General features: G+C 59.7%; 26 protein-coding genes and 1 tRNA gene. 10 read left to right on the forward strand and 17 right to left on the reverse strand.

The features are described 5' to 3' along the window. Nucleotides 1-171 precede the first annotated feature (171 nt). The 3 genes from AB4N92_RS05285 to AB4N92_RS05295 form a co-directional block, all read right to left on the reverse strand. Nucleotides 172-762: a nucleotidyltransferase family protein gene (locus AB4N92_RS05285; protein ID WP_236267587.1), complete on the reverse strand. Its 591-nt coding sequence runs from the start codon at nt 760-762 to the stop codon at nt 172-174. Continuing rightward, nucleotides 759-1745 carry an XdhC family protein gene (locus AB4N92_RS05290; RefSeq protein WP_010208365.1) on the reverse strand — a complete coding sequence of 329 codons (987 nt, stop codon included), beginning with the start codon at nt 1743-1745 and terminating at the stop codon, nt 759-761. Before AB4N92_RS05290 ends, AB4N92_RS05285 begins: the two co-directional genes overlap by 4 nt. Nucleotides 1746-1885: 140 nt before the next feature. Continuing rightward, a complete protein-coding gene (locus AB4N92_RS05295; RefSeq protein ID WP_010208364.1) occupies nt 1886-3217 on the reverse strand; it encodes a dicarboxylate/amino acid:cation symporter in 1332 nt (443 codons plus the stop codon). Nucleotides 3218-3556: 339 nt separating this feature from the next. Between AB4N92_RS05295 and AB4N92_RS05300 the strand changes: the two genes are divergently transcribed. After that, complete coding sequence (locus tag AB4N92_RS05300; protein WP_010208362.1) at nt 3557-4555, forward strand: AraC family transcriptional regulator; 999 nt, start codon at nt 3557-3559, stop codon at nt 4553-4555. A 136-nt stretch (nt 4556-4691) separates the two neighbouring features. On the opposite strand, the gene AB4N92_RS05305 is transcribed toward AB4N92_RS05300, so the two are convergent. Genes AB4N92_RS05305 through AB4N92_RS05315 form a run of 3 tightly spaced genes read right to left on the reverse strand, consistent with a single transcriptional unit; the run spans nt 4692 to nt 7039 of the window. Continuing rightward, the gene (locus AB4N92_RS05305) at nt 4692-6038 is read right to left on the reverse strand and encodes an ATP-binding protein (protein WP_010208360.1); all 1347 of its coding nucleotides are present in this window, start codon (nt 6036-6038) and stop codon (nt 4692-4694) included. Continuing rightward, on the reverse strand, nt 6035-6712 hold the full coding sequence (locus AB4N92_RS05310) for a response regulator (RefSeq protein WP_010208358.1): 678 nt from the start codon (nt 6710-6712) through the stop codon (nt 6035-6037). Before AB4N92_RS05310 ends, AB4N92_RS05305 begins: the two co-directional genes overlap by 4 nt. Nucleotides 6713-6730: 18 nt before the next feature. After that, nucleotides 6731-7039 carry a hypothetical protein gene (locus tag AB4N92_RS05315; protein ID WP_236267586.1) on the reverse strand — a complete coding sequence of 103 codons (309 nt, stop codon included), beginning with the start codon at nt 7037-7039 and terminating at the stop codon, nt 6731-6733. A gap of 146 nt (nt 7040-7185) precedes the next feature. Here AB4N92_RS05315 and AB4N92_RS05320 point away from each other — a divergent pair, with 146 nt between their 5' ends. Continuing rightward, nucleotides 7186-7902, forward strand: coding sequence for a 4'-phosphopantetheinyl transferase family protein (locus tag AB4N92_RS05320; protein WP_029529055.1), 717 nt, complete (start codon nt 7186-7188; stop codon nt 7900-7902). Here AB4N92_RS05320 and AB4N92_RS05325 read toward each other — a convergent pair. Further along, nucleotides 7899-9509, reverse strand: a complete 1611-nt coding sequence (locus tag AB4N92_RS05325; RefSeq protein ID WP_176332394.1) for an ATP-binding protein — start codon at nt 9507-9509, stop codon at nt 7899-7901. The two genes, AB4N92_RS05320 and AB4N92_RS05325, sit on opposite strands and share 4 nt — an antisense overlap. Then, on the reverse strand, nt 9506-10231 hold the full coding sequence (locus AB4N92_RS05330) for a response regulator (RefSeq protein ID WP_010208352.1): 726 nt from the start codon (nt 10229-10231) through the stop codon (nt 9506-9508). Before AB4N92_RS05330 ends, AB4N92_RS05325 begins: the two co-directional genes overlap by 4 nt. 553 nt (nt 10232-10784) lie before the next feature. Between AB4N92_RS05330 and AB4N92_RS05335 the strand changes: the two genes are divergently transcribed. Continuing rightward, the gene (locus tag AB4N92_RS05335; RefSeq protein WP_010208351.1) at nt 10785-13682 is read left to right on the forward strand and encodes a ribonucleoside-diphosphate reductase subunit alpha; all 2898 of its coding nucleotides are present in this window, start codon (nt 10785-10787) and stop codon (nt 13680-13682) included. A 110-nt stretch (nt 13683-13792) separates the two neighbouring features. Here the strand turns inward: AB4N92_RS05335 and AB4N92_RS05340 are convergent, their stop codons facing one another. From AB4N92_RS05340 to AB4N92_RS05370, 7 genes are all read right to left on the reverse strand, one after another. Further along, nucleotides 13793-14869 carry a hypothetical protein gene (locus AB4N92_RS05340; protein ID WP_236323491.1) on the reverse strand — a complete coding sequence of 359 codons (1077 nt, stop codon included), beginning with the start codon at nt 14867-14869 and terminating at the stop codon, nt 13793-13795. Nucleotides 14870-15051: 182 nt separating this feature from the next. Then, nucleotides 15052-16362, reverse strand: a complete 1311-nt coding sequence (gene flgE, locus AB4N92_RS05345) for a flagellar hook protein FlgE (RefSeq protein WP_236267649.1) — start codon at nt 16360-16362, stop codon at nt 15052-15054. A 31-nt stretch (nt 16363-16393) separates the two neighbouring features. After that, nucleotides 16394-17119, reverse strand: a complete 726-nt coding sequence (gene flgD / locus AB4N92_RS05350; protein ID WP_010208348.1) for a flagellar hook assembly protein FlgD — start codon at nt 17117-17119, stop codon at nt 16394-16396. Between the two features lie 16 nt (nt 17120-17135). Further along, nucleotides 17136-17579, reverse strand: a complete 444-nt coding sequence (gene flgC / locus AB4N92_RS05355; protein ID WP_010208347.1) for a flagellar basal body rod protein FlgC — start codon at nt 17577-17579, stop codon at nt 17136-17138. 3 nt (nt 17580-17582) lie between these two features. Further along, nucleotides 17583-17990, reverse strand: coding sequence for a flagellar basal body rod protein FlgB (flgB, locus tag AB4N92_RS05360; RefSeq protein WP_010208346.1), 408 nt, complete (start codon nt 17988-17990; stop codon nt 17583-17585). Nucleotides 17991-18297: 307 nt separating this feature from the next. Then, nucleotides 18298-19125, reverse strand: a complete 828-nt coding sequence (cheR, locus tag AB4N92_RS05365; protein WP_010208345.1) for a protein-glutamate O-methyltransferase CheR — start codon at nt 19123-19125, stop codon at nt 18298-18300. Between the two features lie 44 nt (nt 19126-19169). Then, complete coding sequence (locus tag AB4N92_RS05370) at nt 19170-20102, reverse strand: chemotaxis protein CheV (RefSeq protein ID WP_010208344.1); 933 nt, start codon at nt 20100-20102, stop codon at nt 19170-19172. A 92-nt stretch (nt 20103-20194) separates the two neighbouring features. On the opposite strand from AB4N92_RS05370, the gene flgA reads away from it, so the two are divergent. The 4 genes from flgA to AB4N92_RS05390 all read left to right on the forward strand — a co-directional run bounded on the left by flgA (nt 20195) and on the right by AB4N92_RS05390 (nt 22789). Then, entirely contained in the window at nt 20195-20959 is a 765-nt protein-coding gene (gene flgA, locus AB4N92_RS05375) for a flagellar basal body P-ring formation chaperone FlgA (protein WP_032882708.1), read from the forward strand. Nucleotides 20960-21100: 141 nt separating this feature from the next. Beyond that, complete coding sequence (flgM, locus tag AB4N92_RS05380) at nt 21101-21424, forward strand: flagellar biosynthesis anti-sigma factor FlgM (protein ID WP_010208340.1); 324 nt, start codon at nt 21101-21103, stop codon at nt 21422-21424. Between the two features lie 48 nt (nt 21425-21472). Beyond that, nucleotides 21473-21943, forward strand: coding sequence for a flagella synthesis protein FlgN (locus AB4N92_RS05385; RefSeq protein WP_010208339.1), 471 nt, complete (start codon nt 21473-21475; stop codon nt 21941-21943). A gap of 96 nt (nt 21944-22039) precedes the next feature. Further along, nucleotides 22040-22789, forward strand: coding sequence for a flagellar brake protein (locus tag AB4N92_RS05390; protein ID WP_010208338.1), 750 nt, complete (start codon nt 22040-22042; stop codon nt 22787-22789). 60 nt (nt 22790-22849) lie between these two features. On the opposite strand, the gene AB4N92_RS05395 is transcribed toward AB4N92_RS05390, so the two are convergent. Beyond that, nucleotides 22850-24235: an MFS transporter gene (locus AB4N92_RS05395; protein WP_010208337.1), complete on the reverse strand. Its 1386-nt coding sequence runs from the start codon at nt 24233-24235 to the stop codon at nt 22850-22852. A 269-nt stretch (nt 24236-24504) separates the two neighbouring features. Continuing rightward, a tRNA-Arg gene (locus AB4N92_RS05400) sits at nt 24505-24581 on the reverse strand. 325 nt (nt 24582-24906) lie between these two features. On the opposite strand from AB4N92_RS05400, the gene AB4N92_RS05405 reads away from it, so the two are divergent. From AB4N92_RS05405 to AB4N92_RS05415, 3 genes are all read left to right on the forward strand, one after another. Next, the gene (locus AB4N92_RS05405) at nt 24907-25134 is read left to right on the forward strand and encodes a hypothetical protein (RefSeq protein WP_010208335.1); all 228 of its coding nucleotides are present in this window, start codon (nt 24907-24909) and stop codon (nt 25132-25134) included. Nucleotides 25135-25144: 10 nt separating this feature from the next. Further along, nucleotides 25145-25324 carry a PA3371 family protein gene (locus tag AB4N92_RS05410; RefSeq protein ID WP_042571985.1) on the forward strand — a complete coding sequence of 60 codons (180 nt, stop codon included), beginning with the start codon at nt 25145-25147 and terminating at the stop codon, nt 25322-25324. A gap of 386 nt (nt 25325-25710) precedes the next feature. After that, the gene (locus AB4N92_RS05415) at nt 25711-26037 is read left to right on the forward strand and encodes an Arc family DNA-binding protein (RefSeq protein WP_003175643.1); all 327 of its coding nucleotides are present in this window, start codon (nt 25711-25713) and stop codon (nt 26035-26037) included. Nucleotides 26038-26089: the final 52 nt, after the last annotated feature.

Genomic DNA, 26089 nt, shown 5'->3' on the forward strand with positions numbered 1-26089 from the left:
TTCCAGCAGCGACTAAAAAGCCCCGCCTGAGTGATCAGGCGGGGCTTTTTTATAACCATCTTGTAGATATCGTAGATTCACGGTGGGAGCGGGCTTGCTCGCGAATGCGCCGGGTCAGGCAGAGCTGCAGTGACTGACCCAGCGCATTCGCGAGCAAGCCCGCTCCCACATTTAGCCCGAGGTGAAACTCAGGGAGTGCGGCAGGTCGACATCCCATAACACGCCGGGGTCATTTACCTGCACCTGCCTCACTGCAGCGTACGCAAACAACGGCTTGGCCCCACGATCACCGGTCAACGCCATCAGCCCCGGCCCAAATGCCTGGCTAAATGCCACAGGATGCCCATATTGCCCATCCTGCATCGGCACACTGATACCGCCCTCCTCCAGCCCATCGATCACCTGCTCAATGCTCGACGACCGAATAAACGGCATATCCCCCAACACCACCAGCCAGCCGTCCGCCGCAGCACTGGCTGCAACCGCCGCCGCAATACTGTCGCCCATGCCGGCTGAGCGCAGCAGCAGGACCTTGCAACCGCAGGCCTCGGCCAAACGAATCACTTCATGACGGTCCGGCGACGTCACCACCCAACGCTCAACCACAGTAGCCGGCAGATTCACCAGCACCTGCTCGACCACCGGCCGCGTCATGCCATCCAAGCCCACACAATCAGCCAGCAACTTATCCTGGCCAGCCCCCGCCACGGCGCGGAAGCGACTGCCCTGCCCCGCCGCGAGCACAATCGCAGTGACTGTCACTCAGCCACCACCGGCAATGGCTTCTTCTGCATCGGGGCCACACCGTTCTTGATCGCGACAATTTCCGCCATCAGCGACAACGCGATCTCCGACGGGGTGTGGCTGCCGATATGCAAGCCGATCGGCCCATGCAGGCGGGTGATCGCTTCCGCCGATAACCCCAGCGCGGCGAGGTTTTCCCGACGCTTCTGACTGTTGACCCGCGACCCCAGGGCGCCGATGTAGAACGCCGAGGAGTTCAGCGCCGTCAGCAAAGCCATATCATCCAGGCGCGGGTCATGGGTAAGGCACACAATGGCCGTGCGCTCATCGGTCTGGATGTTGAGCACAGCCTCATCGGGCATGCCCGGCACAAAGCGGCCGTGCTGTTCTTCCCAACCGTAGACGAACTCATCACGCGGGTCGCAGATCAACACCTCGAAATCCAGCAAGCGCGCCATCTCCGCCACGTAGCGTGACAGTTGCCCGGCACCGATCAACAGCAGGCGCCAGCGCGGGCCGTAGATGGCACGCAGGCGTTCGCCGTCGAAGGTGACCACATCGGTCTTGCTTGCACTGCTCAAGGTGACGTCACCACTGGCCAGGTCCAGCTCACGTGCGACGATCTGATGATCTTCACAGCGCGCCAGCAGTTCCGACACCCACGCCCAGTCGCGCACACGCTCTTCGGTCAGGCGCAAGGTGCCCCCACAGGGCAGGCCAAAACGCGCGGCCTCATCGCGGGTAACGCCGTAGGTCACCAACTGGACCGGCGGCCCGTCTGCAGGCAACCGGCCATCCTGCAGGCGTGCAATCAAGTCGTCCTCGATGCAGCCGCCCGACACCGAGCCGATCACCACCCCGTCCCCCCTCAGCGCCAGCATGGCGCCCGGTGGACGCGGGGCACTGCCCCAGGTCTGGACAACGCTGTACAACACCACTCGCTGCCCGGCACGGCGCCATTCGAGCACGCTGCGCAGGACGTTCAAATCCACACTGTCCACATAACCTCCTGCAAGCGTTACAACCTATTCACTTACTGTAAAACAAAAGCTGCCAAAGTAATGCGCCAGAAACGCAAACGCCCCGAACCAGTCGGGGCGTTTGTACGTTGCTGTCGGCGTTAGTTCACGCCAGCAGCGGCTTACTTGACGACAGGTGCAGGGCCTTCGGCCACGCCCAGGTCATCCAGTTCGCGGGTTTCCGAGATACCGGTACCGCCGGACGCCAGCTCGCTTTGCAGCTTGTCGGTGTCCAGTTCCTTGACCCACTTGGCCACAACGATGGTGGCAACGGCGTTACCGACAAGGTTGGTCAGTGCGCGGGCTTCGGACATGAAGCGGTCGATACCCAGGATCAGCGCCAGGCCGGCAACCGGCAGGTGGCCTACGGCCGACAGGGTGGCAGCCAGTACGATGAAGCCCGAACCGGTCACGCCTGCAGCGCCTTTGGAGGACAGCAGCAGCACCAGCAGCAGCGTGATCTGGTGGGTAATGTCCATGTGGGTGTCAGTCGCCTGGGCGATGAACACGGCAGCCATGGTCAGGTAGATCGAAGTACCGTCGAGGTTGAAGGAGTAGCCGGTTGGAATCACCAGGCCTACTACGGATTTCTTCGCGCCCAGACGCTCCATCTTGATCAGCATGCGCGGCAGTGCGGACTCGGAAGACGAAGTACCCAGAACGATCAACAGCTCTTCACGGATGTAGCGGATCAGTTTGATCACGCTGAAACCGTGGGCGCGGCAGATACCACCCAGTACCACCAGCACGAACAGCAGGCAGGTGATGTAGAAGCAGATCATCAGCTGGCCCAGCTGCACCAGGGAACCTACGCCGTAGGCACCGATGGTGAACGCCATGGCGCCCAGGGCACCGATTGGCGCGAGCTTCATGATCATGTTGATGATGTTGAACATCACGTGGGCGAAGCGATCGATGAAGTCCAGCACCGGCTTGCCGTAGGCACCCAGGCGGTGCAGGGCGAAACCGAAGATCACCGAGAACATCAGCACTTGCAGGATGTCGCCGTTGGCGAAGGCGCCGACGATGGTGTTAGGGATCACATTGAGGATAAAGCCGACGATGCTCTGGTCTTTACCGGCGGTGACGTAGGCCGCCACTTTGGAGGCGTCCAGGGTCGCTACGTCGATGTGCATGCCGTTACCCGGTTGCACGACGTTTACCACGATCAGGCCGATCAGCAGCGCAACGGTAGACACGATCTCGAAGTACAGCAGCGCGTAGCCGCCGGTCTTGCCCACCGATTTCATGCTTTGCATGCCAGCGATGCCACTGACAACGGTGCAGAAGATGATCGGGGCGATGACCATTTTGATCAGTTTGATGAACCCGTCACCCAGCGGCTTGAGGGCCACACCGGTCTGCGGGTAGAAGTGACCGAGCAAAATACCGATAACGATTGCAACGATCACCTGGAAGTACAGGGATTTGTAGATTGGCTGACGAGTCGTCATTGCAAAGTTCCTCAATCGTCCCGTGTGGCAAATATCCGCCATTGCCCACGACACTTGAATTGCGAACCCTCCTGCACTGGAGGGATTTGTTGTTTGCGAGCCCTGTAGGAACAAGGCTGCGCTGTAATCCCTATCGCAAACGCCGTGCCACTTTGCTGAAAAGCTCTGAAGGCCCTTAGACATCAGGGCCTGGCGTTTTGAGACGCCCTCCCAGGCAGCGAAACAAGTGGCGGATTTCCGCCCACTCGACCCATCCCGTCCTACAATTTGGCGGATATCCGCCTTGTGACCGCAGCCGGGGCTGGCTACCATCGGCCCCTCCATGGACGAGGCCTCCGCATGCGTGAACGTACCATCGCCAGCCATTACGCCCGTGCGGCCCTCGGCGGGGCGCGTCGGGCCGGCTATGACTACTCGGGCCTGCTGCAACAAGTGGGCATCACCCCGGAACTGCTGACCGAACCCCGCGCCCGCATCGCGCCGGAGCAGTTCACTCGTTTGCTGCAAATGCTCTGGCTGGCGCTGGACGACGAATACCTGGGGTTCGCCGACGGTCCGAGTAAACGCGGCACTTTCGCCATGATGTGCCACGCGCTAATCCATTGCCGCACGCTGGAGAAGGCTCTGGAACGCGGCTTATTATTTTATAGCCTATTCCCACAAGGCCCGCGCTGGCAGCTGACACGCGAAGGCGAAATGGCCCGCTTGAGCCTGGACGACTCGCAGCTATGGGACCCGGAGCATTTCTTGAGTGAGTGCCTGCTGGTGATTTGGCATCGCCTGGGCAGTTGGCTGATCGGCCAACGCATCCGGCTGCACCAGGCCACCTTCAGCTACCCGCAGCCGGCTCACGCCAGCGAATATGACCTGCTGTTTCCCTGTGCCCAGGTATTCGGTGCACCGAACAGCAGCCTGGTGTTTCCCGCGCGTTACCTGAACCTGCCGCTGTTGCAGGATGAACGCACGCTCAAGCACTTCCTGGAACGCTCCCCCGCCGATCTGCTGTCGCGGCCGGACGAAGGCGACAGCTTGAGCAGCCAGCTACGCCGCTTGCTCAGCCGCGACCGCAGTCCCTGGCCGGACCTGGAAGCCGTCGCCCAGCACTTGCACATCAGCCCCCAGACCCTGCGCAGGCATTTGCGTGAAGAAGGCACCAGCTTTCAGGCACTCAAGGATGAGCTGCGGCGGGACATCGCCATCTATCATTTGGGCCGCGCAGACTTGTCGCTGCAGGAGATTGCCGAGCAGCTGGGCTTTTCCGAACCGTCGGCGTTTCATCGGGCGTTCAAGAAGTGGACGGGGCTGACACCGGGGGCTTACCGGGCCCAAGAGAGTTAGAGCTGTATGGCCTGGAAGACCCCCATCGCGGGCAAGCCCGGTTCCCACAGTGGATAGGGTTTACACATTGTGATTCGAACCCCATCCACTGTGGGAGCTGGCTTGCCTGCGAGGAGGCCCGCACGGCCAGTAACGATCACAAGGCCGGAAAATGAATCTTGAACGCCGCCCCGCCCAAAGGCGAATCGCCCAAGGTCAGCCGTGCACCGTAGCTTTCAATGATGTCCTTGACCACCGCCAAGCCGATCCCCTGCCCCGGATGCTGGCGGTCCAGCCGCTCGCCCCGCTGCAGAATCCGGGCGCGCTGATCCGGCGGCACACCTGGCCCATCATCCTCGATGCACAACTCGCTGCCTTCGAGGTTTTCCGCGAAGCTGATGCGCACCTCGCTCAAACATAAGCGGTAGGCGTTTTCCAGCAGGTTGCCGAGCAACTCCAGCAAAGCGCCCTTCTCAATCGGCACGTCGCACTCTTCCGGCAGCTCAAAGGACACCGTGACACGTTTGTCGCGGTAGACCTTGTCCAGCGTATCGCACAGGCTTTGCAACACCGGCTCCAGGCGCACCTGGTGACGCACCAGGCCGCTCTTGCGCAGGCTGGCGCGTTGCAGTTGGTAGCTGATCTGCTGGCTCATGCGCTCGATCTGCGATTGCAGCACCCAGGCCTGGTCGCGGTCTTCCGGGCGCTGGGCCATGTCTTCGCTCACACCTTGAAGTACCGCGAGCGGGGTTTTCAGGCTGTGGGCCAGGTCGTCGAGGGAGTCGCGGTAACGCGCCCGTTGCTCACGTTCGCTGTGCAGCAAGCGGTTGAGGGAACCGGTAAGGCGCAACAATTCACGGGGGTGTTGTTCGGATAGGCTTTCGCGGGTGCCACCTTCGATCTGGTCAAGTTCCTGGCTCAGGCGCCGCAGGGCCTGCAGGCCCCAAGTCAGGCCCAGCCACAGCAAGGTCAACAGCACCAGCAACGCTGCGCCGAAGCCCAGGTAGAGGTTTTCGCGCAGGCCTTCGAGGGTCAACTGGTATTCGCGCACCGGTTGCAGGGCGACAATACTGAACGCCGCGCTCTTGCCGCCCAGCAGCCGGACCTCGACGTCATAGACGAAGAATTCCTGGCCGTTGGCCTCACGGATCCGCGCGAATTCGTTACCGCGCCCGTCGTAGCGCGGCTTGTAGTTGATGTTTTCTTCCTTGGTCGCCCGCGAACGCCACACCAGATGGCCTTCGCGATCGTAGATATAGCCGAGCAGGCGGCTGTCGGTGAGGTTGAAGCGCTCGTCCGGCAATTGCGCCGGCATCAGCAGGCGGTTGTTTTCAACCCGTGCGGCAGAGATCAGCGTCGTGACGTCCGACGCCAGGCGCTGCTCGATGGAATCCTGCAACGCCAGGCTGAACGCCCCTTGCATGGCGGGCAACAAGCCCAGCATGAACAGCACGGCCAGGGTGGCGGCCGCCAGCATCAAGCGCACGCGAAGCGAGCGAATCAACGGCAGCGCTCGTTGAACAGGTAGCCGAGGCCACGCACGGTGTCGATCGGCTTGAACCCGGCCGGGCCTTCCAGCTTGCGACGCAGGCGGCCGACCAACACTTCGATGACATTCGGATCACGCTCGTCGTCATCCGGGTAGAGCTGTTCCATCAAGCGGTCCTTGGCGACCACCTGCTGGTGATGGCGCATCAGGTACTCAAGGATCCGATATTCGTAGGCCGTCAGCGCCAGGGGCTGTTCGTCGAGGGACGCCTGCTTGCGATTGAGGTCCAGCAGCAACGGGCCCGCAACAATCGTCGACTGGGTAAACCCGCTGGAGCGGCGCAGCAAGGCGTTCATCCGCGCCTCCAGTTCTTCGAACTGGAACGGCTTGACCACATAGTCATCAGCACCGGCTGCCAGGCCTTCGACCTTGTCCTGCCAGTTGCCACGCGCGGTGAGGATCAGGATCGGGAAGGTCTTGGCCTGGGTACGCAGTTGGCGGATCAGGTCCAGCCCCCCCATGCCGGGCAGGCCCAGGTCGATGATCGCCAGGTCATGGTTGAACTGCCCGGTCTGGTACAGGGCCTCTTCGGCATTGGCCACAGCCTCGACCACATGCCCGCTGTCGGTCAGGCGGGTAAACAGGTGATGACGCAGCAGCGCCTCATCTTCCACCACCAGCAATTTCATAAAGCTCTCCAAGGCAAATCAACTGTCCGACAGAGGGATATCATAGCGGCCCTGCAGGTCTTGCGGGCGCAGTTTAGTGCCATTGAACTGGCCCGTCAGGTGTTCATAGCCGGCGCGGTAGCCCAGCTGCGGGATTGCAAGGCCCAGGGACTGGCCCCAGGGCGCGGGTTGGCTGCCCACTTCTTCGAAGCTGACACGCTGGAGCAAGGTGCTGGATTTCTTGGTTTTCTCACCGCCGAACGCGGCGAAGGCACCGTCGGCGGCCTGGACCCCGGCGGTGGCACTGAGCATGGTTAACGCCAACATCAGCTGTTTGATCGCAGTCATGGTGATACCTCTATGCGTTTGGCTGTTGCCTTTGTGTGAGTCCCAGACTACGCAGGCGCCCCTGAACTCCCCCTGAACAGGCTCTGAACCTCACCTGAACCGCAGCGGGCTATCCTGTTGCCCATCAACTCGGCAAAATACCGCCCATGAATTCCCTACCCGCTTGCTGCACCCCACTCGACGCCCATTGGCCGCTGCCCGTCCCCTTGCCGGGTACGGTGTTTCTCAGCACCCGCTTTGATCCGGCTTTATTGACGGCCGGCGATTTCCAGCGCAGCGCCGTGCCGCCTCCGGCCAGCATCCAGCGCTCGGTGGCCAAGCGTCAGGCCGAGTTCCTGGCCGGCCGACTGTGCGCCCGCGCCGCGCTGAAACAGCTCGATCACCTCAACTATATCCCCGCCATCGGTGAAGACCGTGCGCCGGTGTGGCCTGCGCATATCTGTGGCTCCATCACCCACAGCACCGGGCATGCCGCCGCGATTGTCGCGCACACGGCGCAATGGCGCGGGCTGGGGATGGACCTGGAGAATGTACTGACACTGGAGCGGGCGGAGCGCTTGGCTGGGGAGATCCTCACGGCCGATGAACTGCAACGGATGGCGACGCTGCCGCGAGAACAGATCGCACAGCTGGTGACATTGACGTTTTCGGCCAAAGAGAGCCTGTTCAAGGCGCTGTACCCGATCGTGCAAAAGCGCTTCTATTTTGAGCATGCCGAAATGCTGGAGTGGTCCGACGCGGGCCAGCTACGGCTGCGGTTGCTGACAGACCTGTCCAGCGAGTGGTGCCACGGCAAAGAGCTGAACGCGCAGTTTTCGGTGAATGATGGGCAGTTGCTGAGCCTGGTCGCCATCCAGGCTTAGGTTTTCTCCTGACCCCTCGGCCAACTCAGACTGAAGCACGCCCCACCCAAATTGTTGCTCTTGCTGATCAACGCCCGCCCGCCGTGCCAATAGATAATCCGTCGCACGATCGACAGCCCCAACCCATGCCCGCCGGAGGCACGGGTGCGGCTGTCGTCCAGGCGCAGGAATGGCGTGAAAATGCGCTCCCAGGCACTCTCAGGCACACCGGGCCCATCATCTTCGACATCGATGCGGCAGCGCACCTGGCCCACCTGATAACTGATCAACACGTGGCCCTGGGCATGACGCATGGCATTGCTCACCAGGTTCTGCAACGCACGGTGCAGGTAACGTGGCTCAGCATCCACCCAGGCATCATCCCAATGGGCCGAAGACAGGCAAATGCCCCGGCTTACGCTGACCTGCGGACGCAGTGGCGATAATTCGCCTATGACCTGATCGAGCAGCGCATCGAGGTCGACCCGCTGGAAATTCAACTCTGGCGAGCCTTGTTCCAGCCGCGCGTAAGTGAGCATTTCATCGACTAGGCCATCGAGGTCCTGGATATCGCTGTCCATGCCTTCCAGGTATTTGCGCCGCGCCTCGGCCGTGGTGGCATCACCGACCATCTCCAGGCCGAAACGCAAGCGCGCCACCGGCGTGCGCAATTCGTGGGACACCGCGCGCACCAGTTCACGCTGGATCGCCAGCAACTGCTGTAAGTGCTCGGCCATGCCATTGAAGGCGGCGGCCAGGCGCCCCACCGAGTCAGCACCACGGGCCGGTACGCGGACTTCCAGGTTGCCCTTGGCGATGCGGGTGGCGGCGGCTTCCAGGCCGCGCAGCCGCCGTTCAAGCTGGCGCACCAACAGATAGACGATCAAACCGATCAGGGTCAGGCCGATCAACGTAATCAGGATCAACCATTGCGCTGGGTAAGGGTTCATTTGATACAGCGGCCCGAGTTCCAGCACCCACGGCGTACCGACCATGCCGGCAAACACGCGGATCGAGTCGCCGCCCTTGCCCAGGGCCATCACCGTGTCGCCTTCAGAGACGCGGCGGCGCTGGTCTTCGTCCATGTCGGCCTGGTCGAGGGTCATCAAATGCATATCGAAGCCAAACCCCTTGGCTTCTTTTATATCCGCCAGGCGCTGCGGCTGTTCAGCCACGGGGAAGCGCACCAGCTCGTCGGCGAGCAGGTAGATCGTCGCACGCGCCAGCTGTTCGCTGATCTGCTGCACTTCCCCCATGAGCACCAACTGCGCCTGATCATTGACCAAACGCAGTACTCGCGCGGCGTGCGGCCCGGTCTGCTCCACCAGCACCTGGCCGCGTTGCAGGCGATTGCGTTGGCTCAAATCCAGTTGCGCATCGGCCAGGGGGCGCAGTTCCAGCGGGATACCGAGCAAACGCTCCCACACCGCCAGGGCCCGTTGCCGCTCGATGGGGCTCATGGGTTGCAGGTTATCGCCCATCAAGGCGAAGGTGCCGTGGGCCAGGCGCTCGCGGTATTGGCCGCTGCGCACCTCGTTGAGCAGGTGCAGGGCCAGCACGCCGAGCAGCGCCACCAGGATCAGCGCCGCGCACATGCCACCGTAGATGCGCAGGAAGATCGAGTTCACAGCGGCATGTCGGCGGCGGCTTCGGGGACGAACAGATAGCCTTTGCTGCGGATGGTCTTGATCAGGCGCGGGTGGATCGGGTCGTCACCTATCTTGGGGCGTATGCGTGAGATACGCACGTCAATGGAGCGGTCCTGACCGTCATAGCCGATGCCGCGCAGGGCGATGAAGAGTTCTTCGCGGGACAAAATGCGCCCGGCATTGGCCACCAGCAGCCACAACAGGTCGAACTCGGCGCTGGTCAGCTCGATGCCGTCATTGTTCAGCCAGGCTTCACGCAGGGCGTTGTCCACCACCAAGGGGCCGAATTGCAGGCGGCGCTGGTTCTCCACGGCAACCGGTTCGGTCGGTTCGCTACGCCGCAGCAGGGCCTGGATGCGTGCCAGCAACAGGCGCGGGCGCACGGGTTTGCACACGTAATCGTCGGCTCCCATGTCCAGGCCCAGCACCTGGTCCATGTCATCGGTACGCGCGGTGAGCATCAGGATCACCCCGTCATAGCGCTGGCGCACCTTGCGGCAGATGCTCAAGCCGTCTTCGCCGGGCAGCATCAGGTCGAGGATCACCAGGTCCGGCTGTTCGGCGATGATGCGCGCCGCTGCCAGGGCGCCATCGCCTTCCACGGACACCTGCAGGCCATTACTCTCCAGATACTCACGGGTCAATTCGGCCAGTCGCTGGTCGTCTTCGACTATCAATACCTGCCAGGCTTCTTGCTCCACGGGTGACCTCAATGTCTGTCATAAAAGGCGGGCATGATCTGGGTAACTGCGTAGCCCGATACGGTCGATTGTAGCCACGGGCCAGCCCTCAAACACAAGCCGGGAAATCCATTCGGTGATCGCGTTTTTTTGTGATAGGGTTCGCGCCCTTCGAAAATGGGCAGGTTGTTTTAAGCCCGAAACAATTAATGACAAACGGCGTAATCCAGCAGCAATGCGGCCTACACGCCCATTCAACCTTTCTTACACATTTTACCCACAGCGTTATCCACAGGTTACTGCGTTGCTAACCCCTCAAAAACGCATTATCTTGTACCTCGGCACTGAATAAGACCCTACATGTGGGGTTTTTCAAGAAAGCGCCCAACCACACAAGTGGCAAGAAATTCAAGCGTTTTATTGCTACCGCAGCATGGAACCAACCGATTTTCAGTAGACCAAACCGCTCACGCGGATGGCAGCTGTTTCCCATCCCCGATATGGAAAACGGTACGGGTGTTGCAGGAAGAGCCTGGCACTCGCAATCAAATATAGAACGTGGAGACAACCCCCCATGCAAACCGACACAACTCGCGAGAACCCGCAAGGCTCCGTGCAGCAGGCCGCCGATTCGAACCTGGATCTGTCAGCCACCGCACCCGGCCAATTGCGTGTGATCAAGCGTAACGGCACTGTCGTCCCTTACACCGATGACAAAATCACCGTCGCCATCACCAAAGCGTTTCTTGCAGTTGAGGGCGGCACCGCTGCTGCCTCGTCGCGCATCCACGACACCGTTGCCCGCCTGACCGAACAAGTCACCGCGACCTTCAAGCGTCGCATGCCTTCGGGCGGCACCATCCACATCGAAGAAATCCAGGACCAGGTCGAACTGGCCCTGATGCGTGCCGGCGAGCAGAAAGTTGCCCGCGACTACGTGATCTACCGTGATGCCCGCTCCAAGGAGCGCGCTGTACGTGCCCCGGCTGAAGAAGCCGCCGTACAGGCTCACCCATCGATCCGCATCACCCTGGCCGACGGCACTTTTGCGCCGCTGGACCTGGGTCGCCTGAACACCATCATCACCGAGGCCTGCGAAGGCCTGGAAGAAGTCGACGGTGACCTGATCCAGCGCGAAACCCTGAAGAACCTGTACGACGGCGTGGCCCTGACCGACGTCAACACCGCCCTGGTGATGACCGCCCGTACCCTGGTTGAACGCGAGCCGAACTACTCGTTCGTGACCGCGCGCCTGCTGATGGACACCCTGCGTGCCGAAGGCCTGGGCTTCCTGAAAGTCGCCGACAGCGCCACCCACCACGAAATGGCCGACCTGTACGCCAAGGCCCTGCCTGCCTACATCGCCAAGGGTATCGAATTCGAATTGCTGAACCCGATCCTGGCCACCTTCGACCTGGAAAAACTCGGCAAGGCGATCAACCACGAGCGTGACCAGCAGTTCACCTACCTGGGCCTGCAGACCCTGTACGACCGTTACTTCATCCACAAGGACGGTATCCGCTTCGAACTGCCGCAAGTGTTCTTCATGCGCGTGGCCATGGGCCTGGCGATTGAAGAGAAGCAGAAAGAAGACCGTGCCATCGAGTTCTACAACTTGTTGTCGTCCTTCGACTACATGTCGTCGACCCCAACCCTGTTCAACGCCGGCACCCTGCGTCCACAGCTGTCCAGCTGCTACCTGACCACCGTGCCGGATGACCTGTCGGGCATCTACCACGCGATCCACGACAACGCCATGTTGTCCAAATTCGCCGGCGGCCTGGGCAACGACTGGACCCCGGTGCGTGCACTGGGTTCGTACATCAAGGGCACCAACGGCAAGTCCCAGGGCGTTGTGCCCTTCCTGAAAGTCGTGAACGACACCGCCGTTGCGGTCAACCAGGGCGGCAAGCGCAAAGGCGCTGTATGTGCCTACCTGGAAACCTGGCACATGGACATCGAAGAGTTCATCGAGCTGCGCAAGAACACCGGTGATGATCGTCGTCGCACCCACGACATGAACACCGCCAACTGGATCCCTGACCTGTTCATGAAGCGCGTCTTCGATGACGGCAAATGGACCCTGTTCTCGCCATCCGAAGTCCCGGACCTGCACGACCTGACCGGTAAAGCCTTCGAAGAGCGCTACGAGTACTACGAAGCCCTCACCGAATACCCAGGCAAGGTCAAGCTGTTCAAGACCATCCAGGCCAAAGACCTGTGGCGCAAAATGCTGTCCATGCTGTTTGAAACCGGCCACCCATGGCTGACCTTCAAAGACCCGTGCAACCTGCGCAGCCCGCAGCAGCACGTGGGCGTGGTCCACAGTTCGAACCTGTGCACCGAGATCACCTTGAACACCAACAAGGACGAGATCGCCGTTTGCAACCTGGGCTCGATCAACCTGCCGAACCACATCGTCAACGGCAAGCTGGACACCGCCAAGCTGGAGCGCACCGTCAACACCGCAGTACGCATGCTCGATAACGTGATCGACATCAACTACTACTCGGTGCCACAGGCGCAGAACTCCAACTTCAAGCACCGTCCAGTGGGCCTGGGCATCATGGGCTTCCAGGACGCGCTGTACCTGCAGCACATTCCTTACGGTTCGGATGCTGCGGTCGAGTTCGCCGACAAGTCCATGGAAGCGGTCAGCTACTACGCGATCCAGGCTTCCTGCGACCTGGCCGACGAGCGCGGCGCCTACGAGACGTTCCAGGGTTCGCTGTGGTCCAAGGGCATCCTGCCGCTGGATTCGCAACAGATCCTGATCGAAGCCCGTGGCCAGAAGTACATCGACGTTGATCTGAACGAAACCCTGGACTGGGCGCCGGTACGTGCCCGCGTGCAGAAAGGTATTCGCAACTCCAACATCATGGCCATCGCACCGACCGCCACCATCGCCAACATCACCGGCGTATCGCAGTCGATCGAACCGACCTACCAGAACCTGTATGTGAAATCGAACCTGTCGGGCGAATTCACCGTGATCAACCCGTACCTGGTTCGCGACCTGAAAGCCCGCGGCCTGTGGGACTCGGTCATGATCAACGACCTGAAGTACTACGACGGTTCCGTGCAGCAGATCGAGCGCATCCCGCAAGAACTCAAAGAGCTCTACGCGACGGCCTTCGAAGTGGACACCAAGTGGATCGTTGACGCCGCCAGCCGTCGCCAGAAGTGGATCGACCAGGCCCAGTCCCTGAACCTCTACATCGCCGGCGCTTCGGGCAAGAAGCTGGACGTGACCTACCGCATGGCGTGGTACCGTGGCCTGAAAACCACTTACTACCTCCGCGCCCTGGCCGCGACCAGCACCGAGAAGTCGACCATCAACACCGGTAAGCTGAACGCTGTTTCCAGCGGTGGCAACCACGGTGATGATTCGGTGCTTGCAGCGCCAGCCGGCCCGGCGCCAGTGCCAAAGGCCTGCGCGATTGACGAGCCGGATTGCGAAGCTTGCCAATAAGCTGAGGCAGTTCCGGGTTTAATCACCCGGAACTGAAAAACCCCCGATATACCCCGGATTCACTGGGGTTTATCGGGGGTTTTTATTGGCCAGGACGAAAGACCGGAACCTCAGAACAACACGGTCGCCATACCCGACTGGGGCACCCCACCGCGTCGACCCCACAACTCTATTCGACCATCGATCACCGCCATCGAATGGCCTCCGTACTCCACCGTCCCCACCTTGCTGCTTCTCAAATCAGAGTCTGTCGCCGGCCTGTAGTGCCCCTTAAGACCCAAGCGGTTTAGCCCCTCGCGCGAGCCCTCACCATCATTGAGGCTGTTCATTGCAGCCTGGAAGCTTCGCCCCGCCGTGCCATCGTTGTTTTCCATCTGTGCCCGCTTCGCGCTCGCTGCATACATGAAGTTGGCGTCCGTGATCATCTGCGGATCATCTCCCTTGAAACGAGCTTGAGTGGCAGCCTGCCTCAATTCATCTTTAGTAAAAGAAACCTTGACCCCATCTCGCATGGTCACGTCATAGCCACTGCCCGTCTCCCTCACCTCTTTGAACACGTCGGTGGGTTTCTGCCCGAACTGCATCATCGCGGCCTTGATTGACGAAACAGTCACGCAGTTTCCATCAGGCCCCTGGCTGAATCCGCTCCAGATATTGTCTGGCTTTTTACCTGGGTTACTGTTGTCAGGTTTGTAGTTGAAATATTTAGCACCCTCGGTAATGGGCTTGTTGCTCATGACGTCGGCGGGCCCAAAGCCTTGCGGGTTGACTCTATTGCCGCCTCCGCCTCCTCCACCCCCTCCGCCTCCACGTGGAGAGGGTGCTGGAGAGGGCGACTCCAAAGGCGAATCATCTGGAAATAGATCCGGAAACAGGGCCTTCAGCCACGCCCACCAGGCATCAGCCTTATCTTTCTTCAGCTCCTCAAGGACCTCCTTGAATTTCTCGTCACCCAGTTCCCCTCGTACTTTATTCAGCTTGTCACGCAGATCCCGTACGACCTGGCTCTTTGACGTTTTCTCGGCATCTTCAATTTCTTTGAGCAACTGACTGATAGCTTGTTTATTGGACCCTACGTCCTGCGTTGTAGTGTCCGAACGACGTGCATCTACCGGGTAACTCCCACCCCAGGCAACGTTGCGACGTGCACCTCCAGCCTCTTGGGCGGATGCTGACGAACTCCACATACCAAACCCTCCCCATATGATCCAAACGGCCTACGCCTGAATGAGTGGAAGGAGCGATGTGATACGTTCCGGTAGTCGCGCGTCATCCCCTGACTACAGCAACGGTGGGAAAGGTCCTAAGGCCAAATGACACGCAAAAAAAAGCCCCTCTTTCGAGGGGCTTTCTATAGAGCACTACCGCATCACGTCATCTGAATGATGGTCTGCATGATGGTGCTCTGGGTGGAGATGGTCTTGGCGTTCGCCTGATAGTTGCTCTGGGCCTTGATCAGGTCTACCAGCTCGTTGGTCAGGTTGACGTTGGAGTTCTCCAGGGAGTTGGCCACGATCGAACCCAGGGTGCCCGCTTGCGGGGTGTCGTAACCTGGCTGGCCCGAAGCGAAGGTCTCTCTCCAGGAGGTACCGCCGGCAGGCTGCAGGCCTTGTTCGTTGTTGAAGCTGGCCAGGGAGATCTGGCCGATGGCCTTGCTCTGCTGGTTGCTGAACGTTGCGAACAGTACGCCGTTACCGTCGATTTTCAGGCCGGTGATCTGGCCGGTGGCATAGCCATCGGTGACCGGTGGGTTGCGGTAGGTGGCCGAGTTGTACTGGGTGATGTTGGCCATGTTGACCGCGATACCGGTCGGGTTGGCATTGGCGCCGTTGGCCTTCCACACACCATCAGTCACAGTTCCAGGGACCCAACCGGCGATGGTCAGGGTCTTGTCGGACACACCGCCGGTCACAACACTGGTCAGCTTGCCATTGCCATCAAAGGTCAGTGCCGACGGTACTGGCGGGGTCGACGGAGTGCCGGTTGGCGCCGAACCGTTAGGGTTGCGGCCATCGATCAGGGTGTAGGCGTTCCACTTGTTACCGTCGGTTTTCACCAGGTACTGCACCATCGGGTGCGCGTTACCCTGGGAGTCGTACAACGTGGTGCTGTACTGAGTGGTAAAGGTGCTGGTGTCGTTCGGGTTGAACGGCTTGGCCGTCTGGTCGATCACCGGCTCCGAGGAGTTCAGGTTACTGGTGGAATCTACCTTGGTGGACGCCTTGGGCGGCAGGTTCGACAGGTTCAGTTGCAGGTCGGTCAGGCCGCCTTTGATGATCTTGCCGTCCGCATCCGCCGCATAGCCTTGCAGGCGCGAGGTCCCGGTGTTGTTGGTGATGTAGCCGTCTTTGTCGGCACGGAAGGCACCGCTACGGGTGTATTCCAGCGAACCGTCGCTGCCCTTCTGCACGAAGAAGCCGCCGCCCTGGATCGCCATGTCCAGGATACCGCCACTACCATTGACGTCGCCCTGGGTGAACTGCTGGGACACGGCCGCCAGGTTCACACCGTTGCCGATGCTGTTCTGGCCGGTGCCCAGTTTGGAGGCGGCGTAAATGTCCGCGAACTCCGCACGGGACGACTTGAAGCCCGTGGTCGCCACGTTGGCGATGTTGTTGCCGGTCACGTCCAGTTGTTTGTTGGCCGCATAGAGCCCGCTAAGGCCGATATTAAAAGACATGTTTCTCTCCCTCTGCCGTATTTAGCCGGCTCTATGTACCGATAGTCTGAATTTGCGACAGCTTGACGCTGCCCATGCCGCCTGCCAGGTTCAGCAGCATTTCGCCGCCGGTCTTGCTCAAGGTCACGCTCGTTACCGTTGCCGGCAGCGAAGTGCTCAGGGCGACGGCATCACCCTTGTCGTTCTTGGTGGTGGCATTGAAGGTGTAGGTGCCCGCAGGAGCGACCTCACCCTTGTCGTTTTTGCCATCCCAGATAAAGCTCTGGGTACCGGCGCTCTGGGCCCCCATTTCGATGGTGCGCACCACATTGCCGTCTTTGTCAGTGATCTTGACGGAGACATTGCCGGTCGCCGCTGTGACATCCACCGATCCGGTCATGCTCTTGCTGGTATCAACCATGGCCTTGTCGGTCTGGATGATGATCGAGCGCCCGACCAGCGACGACGCCTGCAGCGCTTGCGACGAGCTGAAGTTGCTGGAGATCGCATTCACCGAATCATTCAGGGTGTTGATGCCTTCCAGGCTGCTGAACTGCGCCAGCTGGGCCACGAACGCGCCGTTGTCTTGCGGCGACAGCGGGTTCTGGTTTTTCAGTTGGGTGACCAACAGCTGCAAGAATGCATCCTTGCCCAGCGATTGTTTGCCCGTGGCCTTATTGGCAGCATCAGTGACGCTGCTGTTGTCCTGGGCAGTTTTGACCTTGGAATTGAAAAGGTCCTGGACTGGCGTGTTGTTACTCGTATCAACGATGGCCATTATTTGGCGCCCCTTATCACTGACCCAGGGTCAGGACCTTCTGCATCATGGTTTTGGCAGTGTTCATCATTTCCGCATTGGTCTGGAACGAGCGGCTGGCGGAAATCATGTCGGCCATTTCCTCGACCACGTTGACGTTCGGGTAATAGACATAACCCTTTTCGTTCGCGGCGGGATGGTTGGGTTCGTAGCGGGCTTCAAGGTTGCTCTGGTCTTCGACCACACCCAGCACTTGCACGCCGGAGCCTGCGGCCCCCTGGTCCTGGAACAACGAATCACTGCCACCTGCCTGGCCGCCCTGGAACATGGTGGCGAACACCGGGTGACGGGCGCGGTAAGTCTGGTCAATGCTCGAAGACACGGTCTCGGCGTTGGCGATGTTACTGGCGACGGTGTTCAAGCGCGTGGTCTGCGCGCTCATGCCACTGCCGGCAATATTGAAAACACTGGACAGGGACATGGCTTACTCTCCACGCAGGGCTGACATCAGCCCTTTGAATTTGCTGTTAAGCAGGGTGAAGCTGGCCTGGAAGTTCACCGAGTTCTCGGCGTAGGCCGATTGCTCCAGCTGCGCGTCGACGGTGTTCTGGTCGATCGACGGCTGCATCGGCGTGCGATACAGCAGCGACTCGTCACCATTGCTCAGGCCTTGCGCTTCGATATGACGGCTGTTGGTCATGTTCAAGGCGAAGGTGCCGTTCTTGGTCTTGTCCTGCTGTGCAGCGAGCACGGCGGAGAAGTCCAAATCCCGAGCCTTGTAGTTCGGGGTGTCGGCGTTGGCAATGTTGTTGGCCAGGACTTCGGCACGCTGGGCGCGGAAGCCCAGGGCTTGTTCGTGGATACCGAGCGCTTTATCGAAGCTGATGCTCATGGTGGAAACCTTTAAGGGCTGACCTGCTGTTCGTTAACTGGGTTATAGCAAGGTGCATGCCAATCTACTGAAGGCCAGTAAATCAAGGGCTTGAGGGGAGATTGCCGGGTGGCAATGCCAGAAAAGCGGCAAACGCTTTCCGCGTGGCGCCAGTAAAGCGGCAATGGGGGGTTGCCGCTATTGGGAGGGTTGCCGCAAAACAAATGTGGGAGCGGGCTTGCTCGCGAATGCGGTGGAGCAGTCAACTTATCTATGACTGACAGACCTTATTCGCGAGCAAGCCCGCTCCCACATTTAGGTTTGCGTACTATTTGGCCTGGTAAATGATCCCAGGGCTGCACTGCACCATCTGATAATGGTCCGGCAGACCATTTAGCGCTTCCGAAGCGCCGAGGAACAGATAGCCGCCGCGCTTGAGCGTGCCATGGATGCGCAGCAGGATGTCTTTCTTCACTTCGGCCGAGAAGTAGATCAGCACGTTGCGGCAGAACACCATGTCGAACTTGCCCAGGCTGGCGTAGCTGTCGAGCAGGTTGAACGAGCGAAACTCCACACGGTTCTTGATCGGCGCCTTGACCGCCCAACGCCCAGCCCCTTTCGGGTCGAAGTAACGTTGCAGGCGTTCCTGGGACAAACCACGGCCCAGGGCCAGGCTGTCGTACTCGCCGGTCTTGCAATTGGTGAGCATGGTGCCGGAGAGGTCGGTGGCGACGATTTGCGCTCCGGCCTTCAACTGGCCCATGTTAGTCCGCTCAAACTCATCGATGGACATCGAAATCGAGTAGGGCTCCTGCCCCGAAGAGCAGGCGGCCGACCAGATCCGCAGGCGCTGGCCCGGGCTGGCCTTGATAGCCTCCGGCAGCACTTTGTTCTTGAGCACTTCAAAGGGGTAGGTGTCACGAAACCACAGGGTTTCGTTGGTGGTCATGGCATCGACCACCATCTCCTTGAGCCCGCTGCGCGGCTGCCCCTGGATGCGCTGAACCAGCTCACCCAACGACTTGATGCCCTGCTGCTCCATCAGTTTGTTGAGACGGCTGGATACCAGGTACTGCTTGTTTTCACCGAGCAATATGCCACAGGCTTTTTCCAGGAAGACCCGGAACTGCTCGAAATCCAAATTACCCGTAGACAATGATACCGCCTCTTAAATCGTGTGACCGCCAGGGGAAATGCCCCCTAGCCGTGATCTGCTGCCTTGATCCGGTCGACTACCCGGGATGCCAGGTCATCAGGACGGAATTTGGCCAGGAAGTCATCGGCACCGACCTTCTTGACCATCGCCTGGTTGAATACCCCCGACAACGAAGTATGCAGGATGATGTGCAATTTTTGCATGCGTGGATCGTTGCGTATCTCGGCCGTGAGGGTGTAGCCGTCCATTTCCGGCATCTCGATGTCGGAGATCATCATCAAGAATTCTTCTTCCGGCTTCTTGCCGTCGTCCACCAGCTTGCGCAGGTAATCCAACGCTTGGCGACCGTCGTTGAGGGCCACTACCTCCACGCCGACGGTCTGCAGGCAACGGGTCACCTGTTTACGCGCCACCGAGGAGTCGTCCACCGTCAGCACCCGCAGGGAAACGGCCTTGTGCGCGGTTTCGGCGTCCACCACCCCCACGGAAATCGTTTCCGAGGTCGGCGCCACTTCGGCGAGGATCTTCTCCACGTCGATGATTTCCACCAACTGGTTATCCACCCGTGTCACCGCCGTGAGGTAGTGATCGCGACCGGTGCCCTTGGGCGGCGGATGGATCTCTTCCCAGTTCATGTTGACGATGCGCTCCACCGAGCGCACCAGAAAACCCTGGGTCTTGGTGTTGTACTCGGTAATGATAACGAACGGGCTCTCACGGTCCTGCAATCCTGCCGAACCCGTGGCCAGGGCCAGGTCAAGAATCGGGATCGTCGCACCACGGATGTTGGCAACGCCACACACCACCGGGCTGGACTTGGGCATGATCGTCAACTTGGGGCATTGCAGCACTTCCCGCACCTTGAACACGTTGATGCCATACAGCTGCTTGCCATCCAGGCGAAAAAGCAACAACTCCAGGCGATTCTGCCCTACCAGCTGTGTGCGCTGGTTTACTGAATCCATTACTCCTGCCATGCCTTGACTCCCACGCTGAACCTTTGGCCATACCTATAAGGGCAGTGACGCGCACCAACGCTAAACGGCACGGCCTTTGCTATTTATTGGTCATGGATATTAAAACGACAGTTTCCCGACGCCCCATCCTGACACGGTTTCGCAGATTGCTCTGCGCACCGCTGGTGTTGCTTGCCCTAGGCCTGGGCACTACGGCCCGTGCGGACAACGTCACCTTGCCTGATCTACTTATCGGCGTCACCCAAGGCTTTCTTGAGTTCACTGTAGAAGATTATCTGGCGACCACCCAGACACCGGGGCGTTATGAAATCCAGGTCAACCAACTGGACCCGCGCTTGCGCATGCCAAAGTGCGACAAGGAATTGACAGCCACCCTGGAAAGCCCCGCTCAGCCGATTGGCCGGGTGACGGTCAAGGTGCGCTGCGACGGCGCCTCGCCCTGGACGGTGTTCGTGCCGGCCCAGGTGAAGCTGTTCCGTGATGTAGTGGTGGTGGCTCGCCCACTCAAGCGCACCGGGATCATCGATTTTGAGGACGTTGTACTACGCGAACGCGACATCAGCATGATCAGCCAGGGCTACCTGACGTCCCTCGACCAGGCCATCGGGCAAAAATTGACCCGACCAGTGGTCACTGACCAAGTCATCACTCTGGTGCATCTTGAGCAAGCCGAGGTGATTCGCAAGGGCGACCAAGTGGTGATTTCCGCCAGCAGCGGTGCGCTTCAAGTGAAGATGCCGGGGGAAGCGCTGTCCAACGGCGGCATGAGCGAACAGATTCGCGTCAAGAACCTCAACTCCAACCGCGTGATCAAAGCGCGGGTGACAGCCCCTGGGCAAGTCGAGGTCGCGTTATAGATTACTGGTACAGGACGCTGGGTTTTCCTACACTGTGCATGAGAAGTGCCGTGCGGAGATTTATTGTCATTCGCGCCTAAAGTTTGTCCGGGTATGGCCGAAAACATGGCAAGCGTCCAAATACCCAGAGGTTTTTTGATCATGGTCATCGATTTCAGTCGTTTAAATAACACCCCGACCACGTCGGCCCCTACGCGAGCTACTGGCACCAAGGACAGCGTAGAAGCCAAGGCCCAGCCACTGCCTGCCAAGGCGGAACAGGCCAGCGCCAGCCAGAGCGGGGAATCCGTACACCTGAGCAATGAGGCTCAACAGTTGCAGAAGGTCACTGACTCGCTGCGCGATCAACCGGTGGTCAATAAAGCCCGTGTGGCCGAATTGAAACAGGCAATCGCCGATGGCAGCTATCAAGTCGACAGCAACCGTGTAGCCAGCAAGCTGCTTAATTTCGAAGCCGAGCGCTAGGCAAAGGCCTGCGCCGGGCTTTTGGACGCTTAAACCCCAAGGCCAGCCATGCATCACGACGAAAATCTGCTTCAACTGATCATTGATGATCTAGCGCCGACACAACAGCTGCTCGAGCTGCTCAGGGAGGAATCCCTGGCCCTCTACGGCCGAGACATGCCCCTGTTGGAAGAAATCCTGGCGCGCAAGCAATCGCTGATTGTCCTGCTGGAACAGCACGGCAAGAAACGCAGCCAGATCCTGACCAGCCTGGGCCTGCCGGCAGACCATGACGGCCTGGCACAGTTGGCCAGCCACTCCACGGTTGGCGATCAATTGCTGGCCCAGAGCAAAGAACTCAATCAATTGCTCACCCAGTGCCAGGAAGCCAACCTGCTCAACGGTCAGTCGATCCAGCTTCAGCAAGCCACGACCGCCAACCAGTTGCGCATACTTCACGGCGGCGAGCCCCCGGCGCTTTACAACGCTCAAGGCTCCACCTCGCGCCTGGTCAAGCCAAGCACCCGCAGCCAAGCCTGACGCCGGATTACAGCGCGACCTATCCAAGGCGCGCCACATACTGGCAAAATGCCCGCTCTTGCGTGTAGTCGTATTTTGTCTGGAGATGGAAGAACCGTGTTCAACGCCCTTAATGCGGAAGATGCTCCGCAGCCACCCAAGGTCCTCACCACCCCTCTGGAAATCGCCAGCACTTTGCGGATGCTGCAAGACAGCCATGACCCGCTGATCATCACCTTCCATGAACGCAGCCAGCGCTTCCAGAGCTACCTGGTGGACGTCAATCGGGACAGCGGCACCCTGGCCCTGGATGAAATGATCCCCCGTGACGGCGAACGCTACCTGGAAAACGGTGAACCCTTCCGCATCGAAGGCTTCCACGAGGGTGTACGCGTTGCCTGGGAAAGCAACGGCAGCCTGAGCATCAGCGAAAAGGACGGCCACCGCATCTACACCGGCAACATGCCCGACGAAGTGGTCTACCATCAGCGCCGCAATGCCTTCCGCGCCGCCTTGAAGCTGGCACAACTGGTCAACATCGAGCTGGGTGGCGAGAAGCTCAAGGCGCCTATCAGCGGCAAGCTGCTGGATATTTCCGCCACTGGCTGCAAATTGCGCTTTGAAGGGGATATCTCCGAGCGACTGCAACTGGGCCAGGTCTATGACCGTTTTATCGCCGCCCTGCCCTTTGGCAGCATGACCACCGCTGTCGAACTGCGTTACCTGCATTTCGAAGAGAAGATCAACACGACCTTCGCCGGCGTGCGCTTCCACAACATGAGCGGCTTGGTGCAGCGCCAGGTCGAGCGGTTCGTGTACCAACTGCAACGCGAAGCACGTCGCTTCGACAAAGACGACGATTTTTAACACTTAACGATCGCGGCAAAAAAAACGGGCAGATCCTGATGGGATCTGCCCGTTTTGCATTCAGGGGCGCGCCCTGCTCAAGTCGTGAGGATGCTCGTCTGGCCCCACAGGCTCAGGCGGCCCGACAAAGGCTGGCTCCTCCACTTCTGGGGCCGGCTCGGCTTCCGGCTCAGGTTCCGGGACCGCAGTTTGCATTTGCTCCTGCACCACCGCCTCATCCACCCGCGGATCAAGTGCCGCTACCAACGGCGAGCTGGACATGCTGTCGGGCATCGCCACGTGGTGCAACGGTGCATCGTCCACCTGATGCAGGTTGGTCACCGCTTTGGGCCGAATACGCCACACCAGGATCAACGCACACAGGCTGAAAAACGCATACAGCATCTGGCTGCCGAACAGCTTCATCACCACACCGGCGAGCAACGGCCCGATACTGGCGCCGACGCCGTAGGTCACCAGCAGCATGGCCGTGAGCGATACACGGCGATCACCTTCCACATGGTCGTTGGAGAACGCTACCGCCAGCGGATAAAGACAGAACTGCACCAGGGAGCAGAGGAAGCCTGCGACAAACAGCACTTCCAGCGGCACCTGGGTCAATATCGCCAGCGGCAACGCCGCCACTGCCAGGCACAGGGCAAAGCAGCGGATCAGCAGCGCGCGATCATAGCGGTCCGACAGCCAGCCCAATGGCCACTGCACCACCAGCCCGGCAAAAATGCAGCTACCCATGAACAGGCCCACTTGCTCGGTGGTCAAGCCCTGTTGAGAAGCGTACAGCGGCGCCAGACCGTAGAACGAGCCGACGATCAACCCCGCCCCAAGCACAGTACTCAGCGACTGCGGCACGCGCTTGATAAAGAAGCGCGGCTCCATCGGCGCAGGATGCAGAGGCGCCGGGTGAATCCGTCGCGTCATGGCCACCGGCACCAGGCACAGGGCAAAGCACAGCGCGACCAGCATCAGCAATTCAAGACCGAGCTGAGGGTGCATGACCAGGATCAGTTGGCCGAGCACCAGGCCCAAGTAGGACGCGATCATATAGCCGCTGAACACCACACCACGCTGCTTGGCGTCGGCCTGCTCATTGAGCCAGCTCTCGATGACCATGTACTGGCACATCATGCCCAGGCCCACGATTATCCGCAGCACGATCCAGGCCGGCAGCCAGTCGACCAGGCCGTGGCCCAACACCGCCGCGCCGACGATCCCGGCACAGGTGGCGTAAGCACGAATATGCCCGACCCGGGCAATCAGGCGGTGCCCGATCTTGCCGCCCAGGACCAGGCCAAAATAGTTGGCCGCCATCAGCGCACCGACCCACAGGCTGTCGACGTGGTCGGCCGCCAGGCGCAATGCCAGATAAGTACTGAGCAGGCCGGAGCCGATCAGCATCATCAAGGAGGCGAAATAAAGGGCTCGAAAAGATTTCCAGATCTGGCGCATCGGCGTTCCGAGCGGCTCCTTGCGGTGAGAGACAGGGCTATCGGCATGATAGTCCGGGGTGACTGGGTCCGGACAGGCGGTAGGCGCTGTTTCCGGGGATTATTTTGCTTAAAGACTCAGACGCTGTCCGGCTGCTCGCGGGATACACAGATTGCTATAAATACACGATGCCAGTGGTGTGAACCCAGAACCCAGGCAAGGTTCGACTCATCTTCGGAAAGCGCCCACAAAAAAGCCCCGCCAGAAGGAACTGTGCGGGGCCTTGTATCTGGTGTCCCAGGGCCGGTTCGAACGGCCAACCTTCCCCTTAGGAGGGGGATGCTCTATCCAATTGAGCTACTGGGACAAATGACAGCCGTCGCGCTGTGAGTGTGGCGACGGACGGCGTGCATGTTAACGGCCGAGGTGGGTTTTGTCATGTCGTCCGTGGGCTTTTTGAGTGTAGGCCGATAACTGCCTGATTAATCGTGAATCGGCCCCGGAAACACGGGCCCTTGAACCTATCGTGCAAAATGCACTCCACCAAAACGCCACCATTGCAAATTGCAACCTTTCAGGGCTTTAAAGTAGACTCAACTATCTGATTTTATTGAGTTATTAGATTGGCACGACACCTGCAACAGTTCTCCTACAAACCCAATAAGCCACGGCGTTAAGCGGAGAACATGACCATGAACAGTGCCCTTCTGTTAGCCCTCAACACCGTAGCCTTGGCTGCATTGCTGATGTTTCATTTTCAATCGACAGGCAGCAACGATCCCGCACAGATCAGCCAGGCAGTGCCCCATCACTTGCAACAACGCCCGCAACTGGCGGTGATGACACCGACCGCGCAATCGCCTGTACGCCTGACCCAAGACACTCAGTCCGCACCCGCTTCTGAACACTGGGTTTTCTGAGGAACCTCTGATGAACAAATTTGCCTGGCTGTTTTTGTGCCTGACCGCCCTAACAGGCATTCTGGGCTTGAACGCCGAACCCTCAGACAGCCAAACGACGGCCTTCATTGCCAGCGGCGTGTTCGCCAGCCTATCGCTGCTCACCTTGATCATGGGTCGACGCATCAAATTCGATCCAGTCCTGCGCTAACGCCCTGCCTCTCCCCCTACCTTATGTCGCCTCAGCCTCGCTAATCGGCAAATTGCCACTAGTCTTAAAGTTAAGGGCAAAAGGCCACTTTGCTATAGGATGTGCGGCCTCAAACCCTGTGGTGGCATGGACTTAAGGGAAGTTCCCGTGAAGCTTCACGGGTGGCAAAGTTTTCCAACCAGTCCGCAAAAATGCAAATGAGTGCTGGCATAAAGCCTTTAGGCAGTTCAATATTTGTCACAGAATTGACGCCAAGGAAATGTCAAATCTGAGGCATGATGCGGCCTCTTTGCAATTCAGGTTGAACTTTGGTCGTGAGCCTTGTCTTAACACTCATCTTGCGGCCAATTCCAAAAACCGCTCCCCTGAACTAACCGGTTAAATATATGCGCCCATTGAAACAGGCAATTTATTCCAGCCGTACGGCTGACAAGTTCGTCGTACGTCTGCCAGACGGAATGCGGGAACGCATTGCCGAGGTGGCTCGCAATCATCACCGCAGCATGAACTCCGAAATCATCGCGCGCCTGGAACAAAGCCTCATTCAGGAAGGTGCGCTGGGCGACGAGTTGAGCATGCGCCTGGACAGCCCCGAGCTGTCGCTGCACGAACGCGAACTGCTGCAGCGTTTTCGTCAGCTCTCCCACCGCCAGCAAAATGCTCTCGTCTCGCTTATCGCGCACGACGTTGAGGCGGCCGCAGAAGCCAATTGATTTGCAACTGAAAGCCGAAGCCAGCCATGTGCTGGCTTTTTTTTGCATGCCA

It is taken from the genome of Pseudomonas sp. S3_A09 (assembly GCF_054668065.1).

What these genes read in the sequence shown, in the direction of transcription:
- AB4N92_RS05295 (WP_010208364.1), bottom strand. Translation starts at nt 3,217, where the DNA reads ATGACGACTCGTCAGCCAATCTACAAATCCCTGTACTTCCAGGTGATC.
- AB4N92_RS05300 (WP_010208362.1), top strand. Translation starts at nt 3,557, where the DNA reads ATGCGTGAACGTACCATCGCCAGCCATTACGCCCGTGCGGCCCTCGGC.
- AB4N92_RS05310 (WP_010208358.1), bottom strand. Translation starts at nt 6,712, where the DNA reads ATGAAATTGCTGGTGGTGGAAGATGAGGCGCTGCTGCGTCATCACCTG.
- AB4N92_RS05315 (WP_236267586.1), bottom strand. Translation starts at nt 7,039, where the DNA reads ATGACTGCGATCAAACAGCTGATGTTGGCGTTAACCATGCTCAGTGCC.
- AB4N92_RS05320 (WP_029529055.1), top strand. Translation starts at nt 7,186, where the DNA reads ATGAATTCCCTACCCGCTTGCTGCACCCCACTCGACGCCCATTGGCCG.
- AB4N92_RS05335 (WP_010208351.1), top strand. Translation starts at nt 10,785, where the DNA reads ATGCAAACCGACACAACTCGCGAGAACCCGCAAGGCTCCGTGCAGCAG.
- AB4N92_RS05340 (WP_236323491.1), bottom strand. Translation starts at nt 14,869, where the DNA reads ATGTGGAGTTCGTCAGCATCCGCCCAAGAGGCTGGAGGTGCACGTCGC.
- flgE (WP_236267649.1), bottom strand. Translation starts at nt 16,362, where the DNA reads ATGTCTTTTAATATCGGCCTTAGCGGGCTCTATGCGGCCAACAAACAA.
- flgD (WP_010208348.1), bottom strand. Translation starts at nt 17,119, where the DNA reads ATGGCCATCGTTGATACGAGTAACAACACGCCAGTCCAGGACCTTTTC.
- flgC (WP_010208347.1), bottom strand. Translation starts at nt 17,579, where the DNA reads ATGTCCCTGTCCAGTGTTTTCAATATTGCCGGCAGTGGCATGAGCGCG.
- flgB (WP_010208346.1), bottom strand. Translation starts at nt 17,990, where the DNA reads ATGAGCATCAGCTTCGATAAAGCGCTCGGTATCCACGAACAAGCCCTG.
- AB4N92_RS05370 (WP_010208344.1), bottom strand. Translation starts at nt 20,102, where the DNA reads ATGGCAGGAGTAATGGATTCAGTAAACCAGCGCACACAGCTGGTAGGG.
- flgA (WP_032882708.1), top strand. Translation starts at nt 20,195, where the DNA reads ATGGATATTAAAACGACAGTTTCCCGACGCCCCATCCTGACACGGTTT.
- flgM (WP_010208340.1), top strand. Translation starts at nt 21,101, where the DNA reads ATGGTCATCGATTTCAGTCGTTTAAATAACACCCCGACCACGTCGGCC.
- AB4N92_RS05385 (WP_010208339.1), top strand. Translation starts at nt 21,473, where the DNA reads ATGCATCACGACGAAAATCTGCTTCAACTGATCATTGATGATCTAGCG.
- AB4N92_RS05395 (WP_010208337.1), bottom strand. Translation starts at nt 24,235, where the DNA reads ATGCGCCAGATCTGGAAATCTTTTCGAGCCCTTTATTTCGCCTCCTTG.
- AB4N92_RS05405 (WP_010208335.1), top strand. Translation starts at nt 24,907, where the DNA reads ATGAACAGTGCCCTTCTGTTAGCCCTCAACACCGTAGCCTTGGCTGCA.
- AB4N92_RS05410 (WP_042571985.1), top strand. Translation starts at nt 25,145, where the DNA reads ATGAACAAATTTGCCTGGCTGTTTTTGTGCCTGACCGCCCTAACAGGC.
- AB4N92_RS05415 (WP_003175643.1), top strand. Translation starts at nt 25,711, where the DNA reads ATGCGCCCATTGAAACAGGCAATTTATTCCAGCCGTACGGCTGACAAG.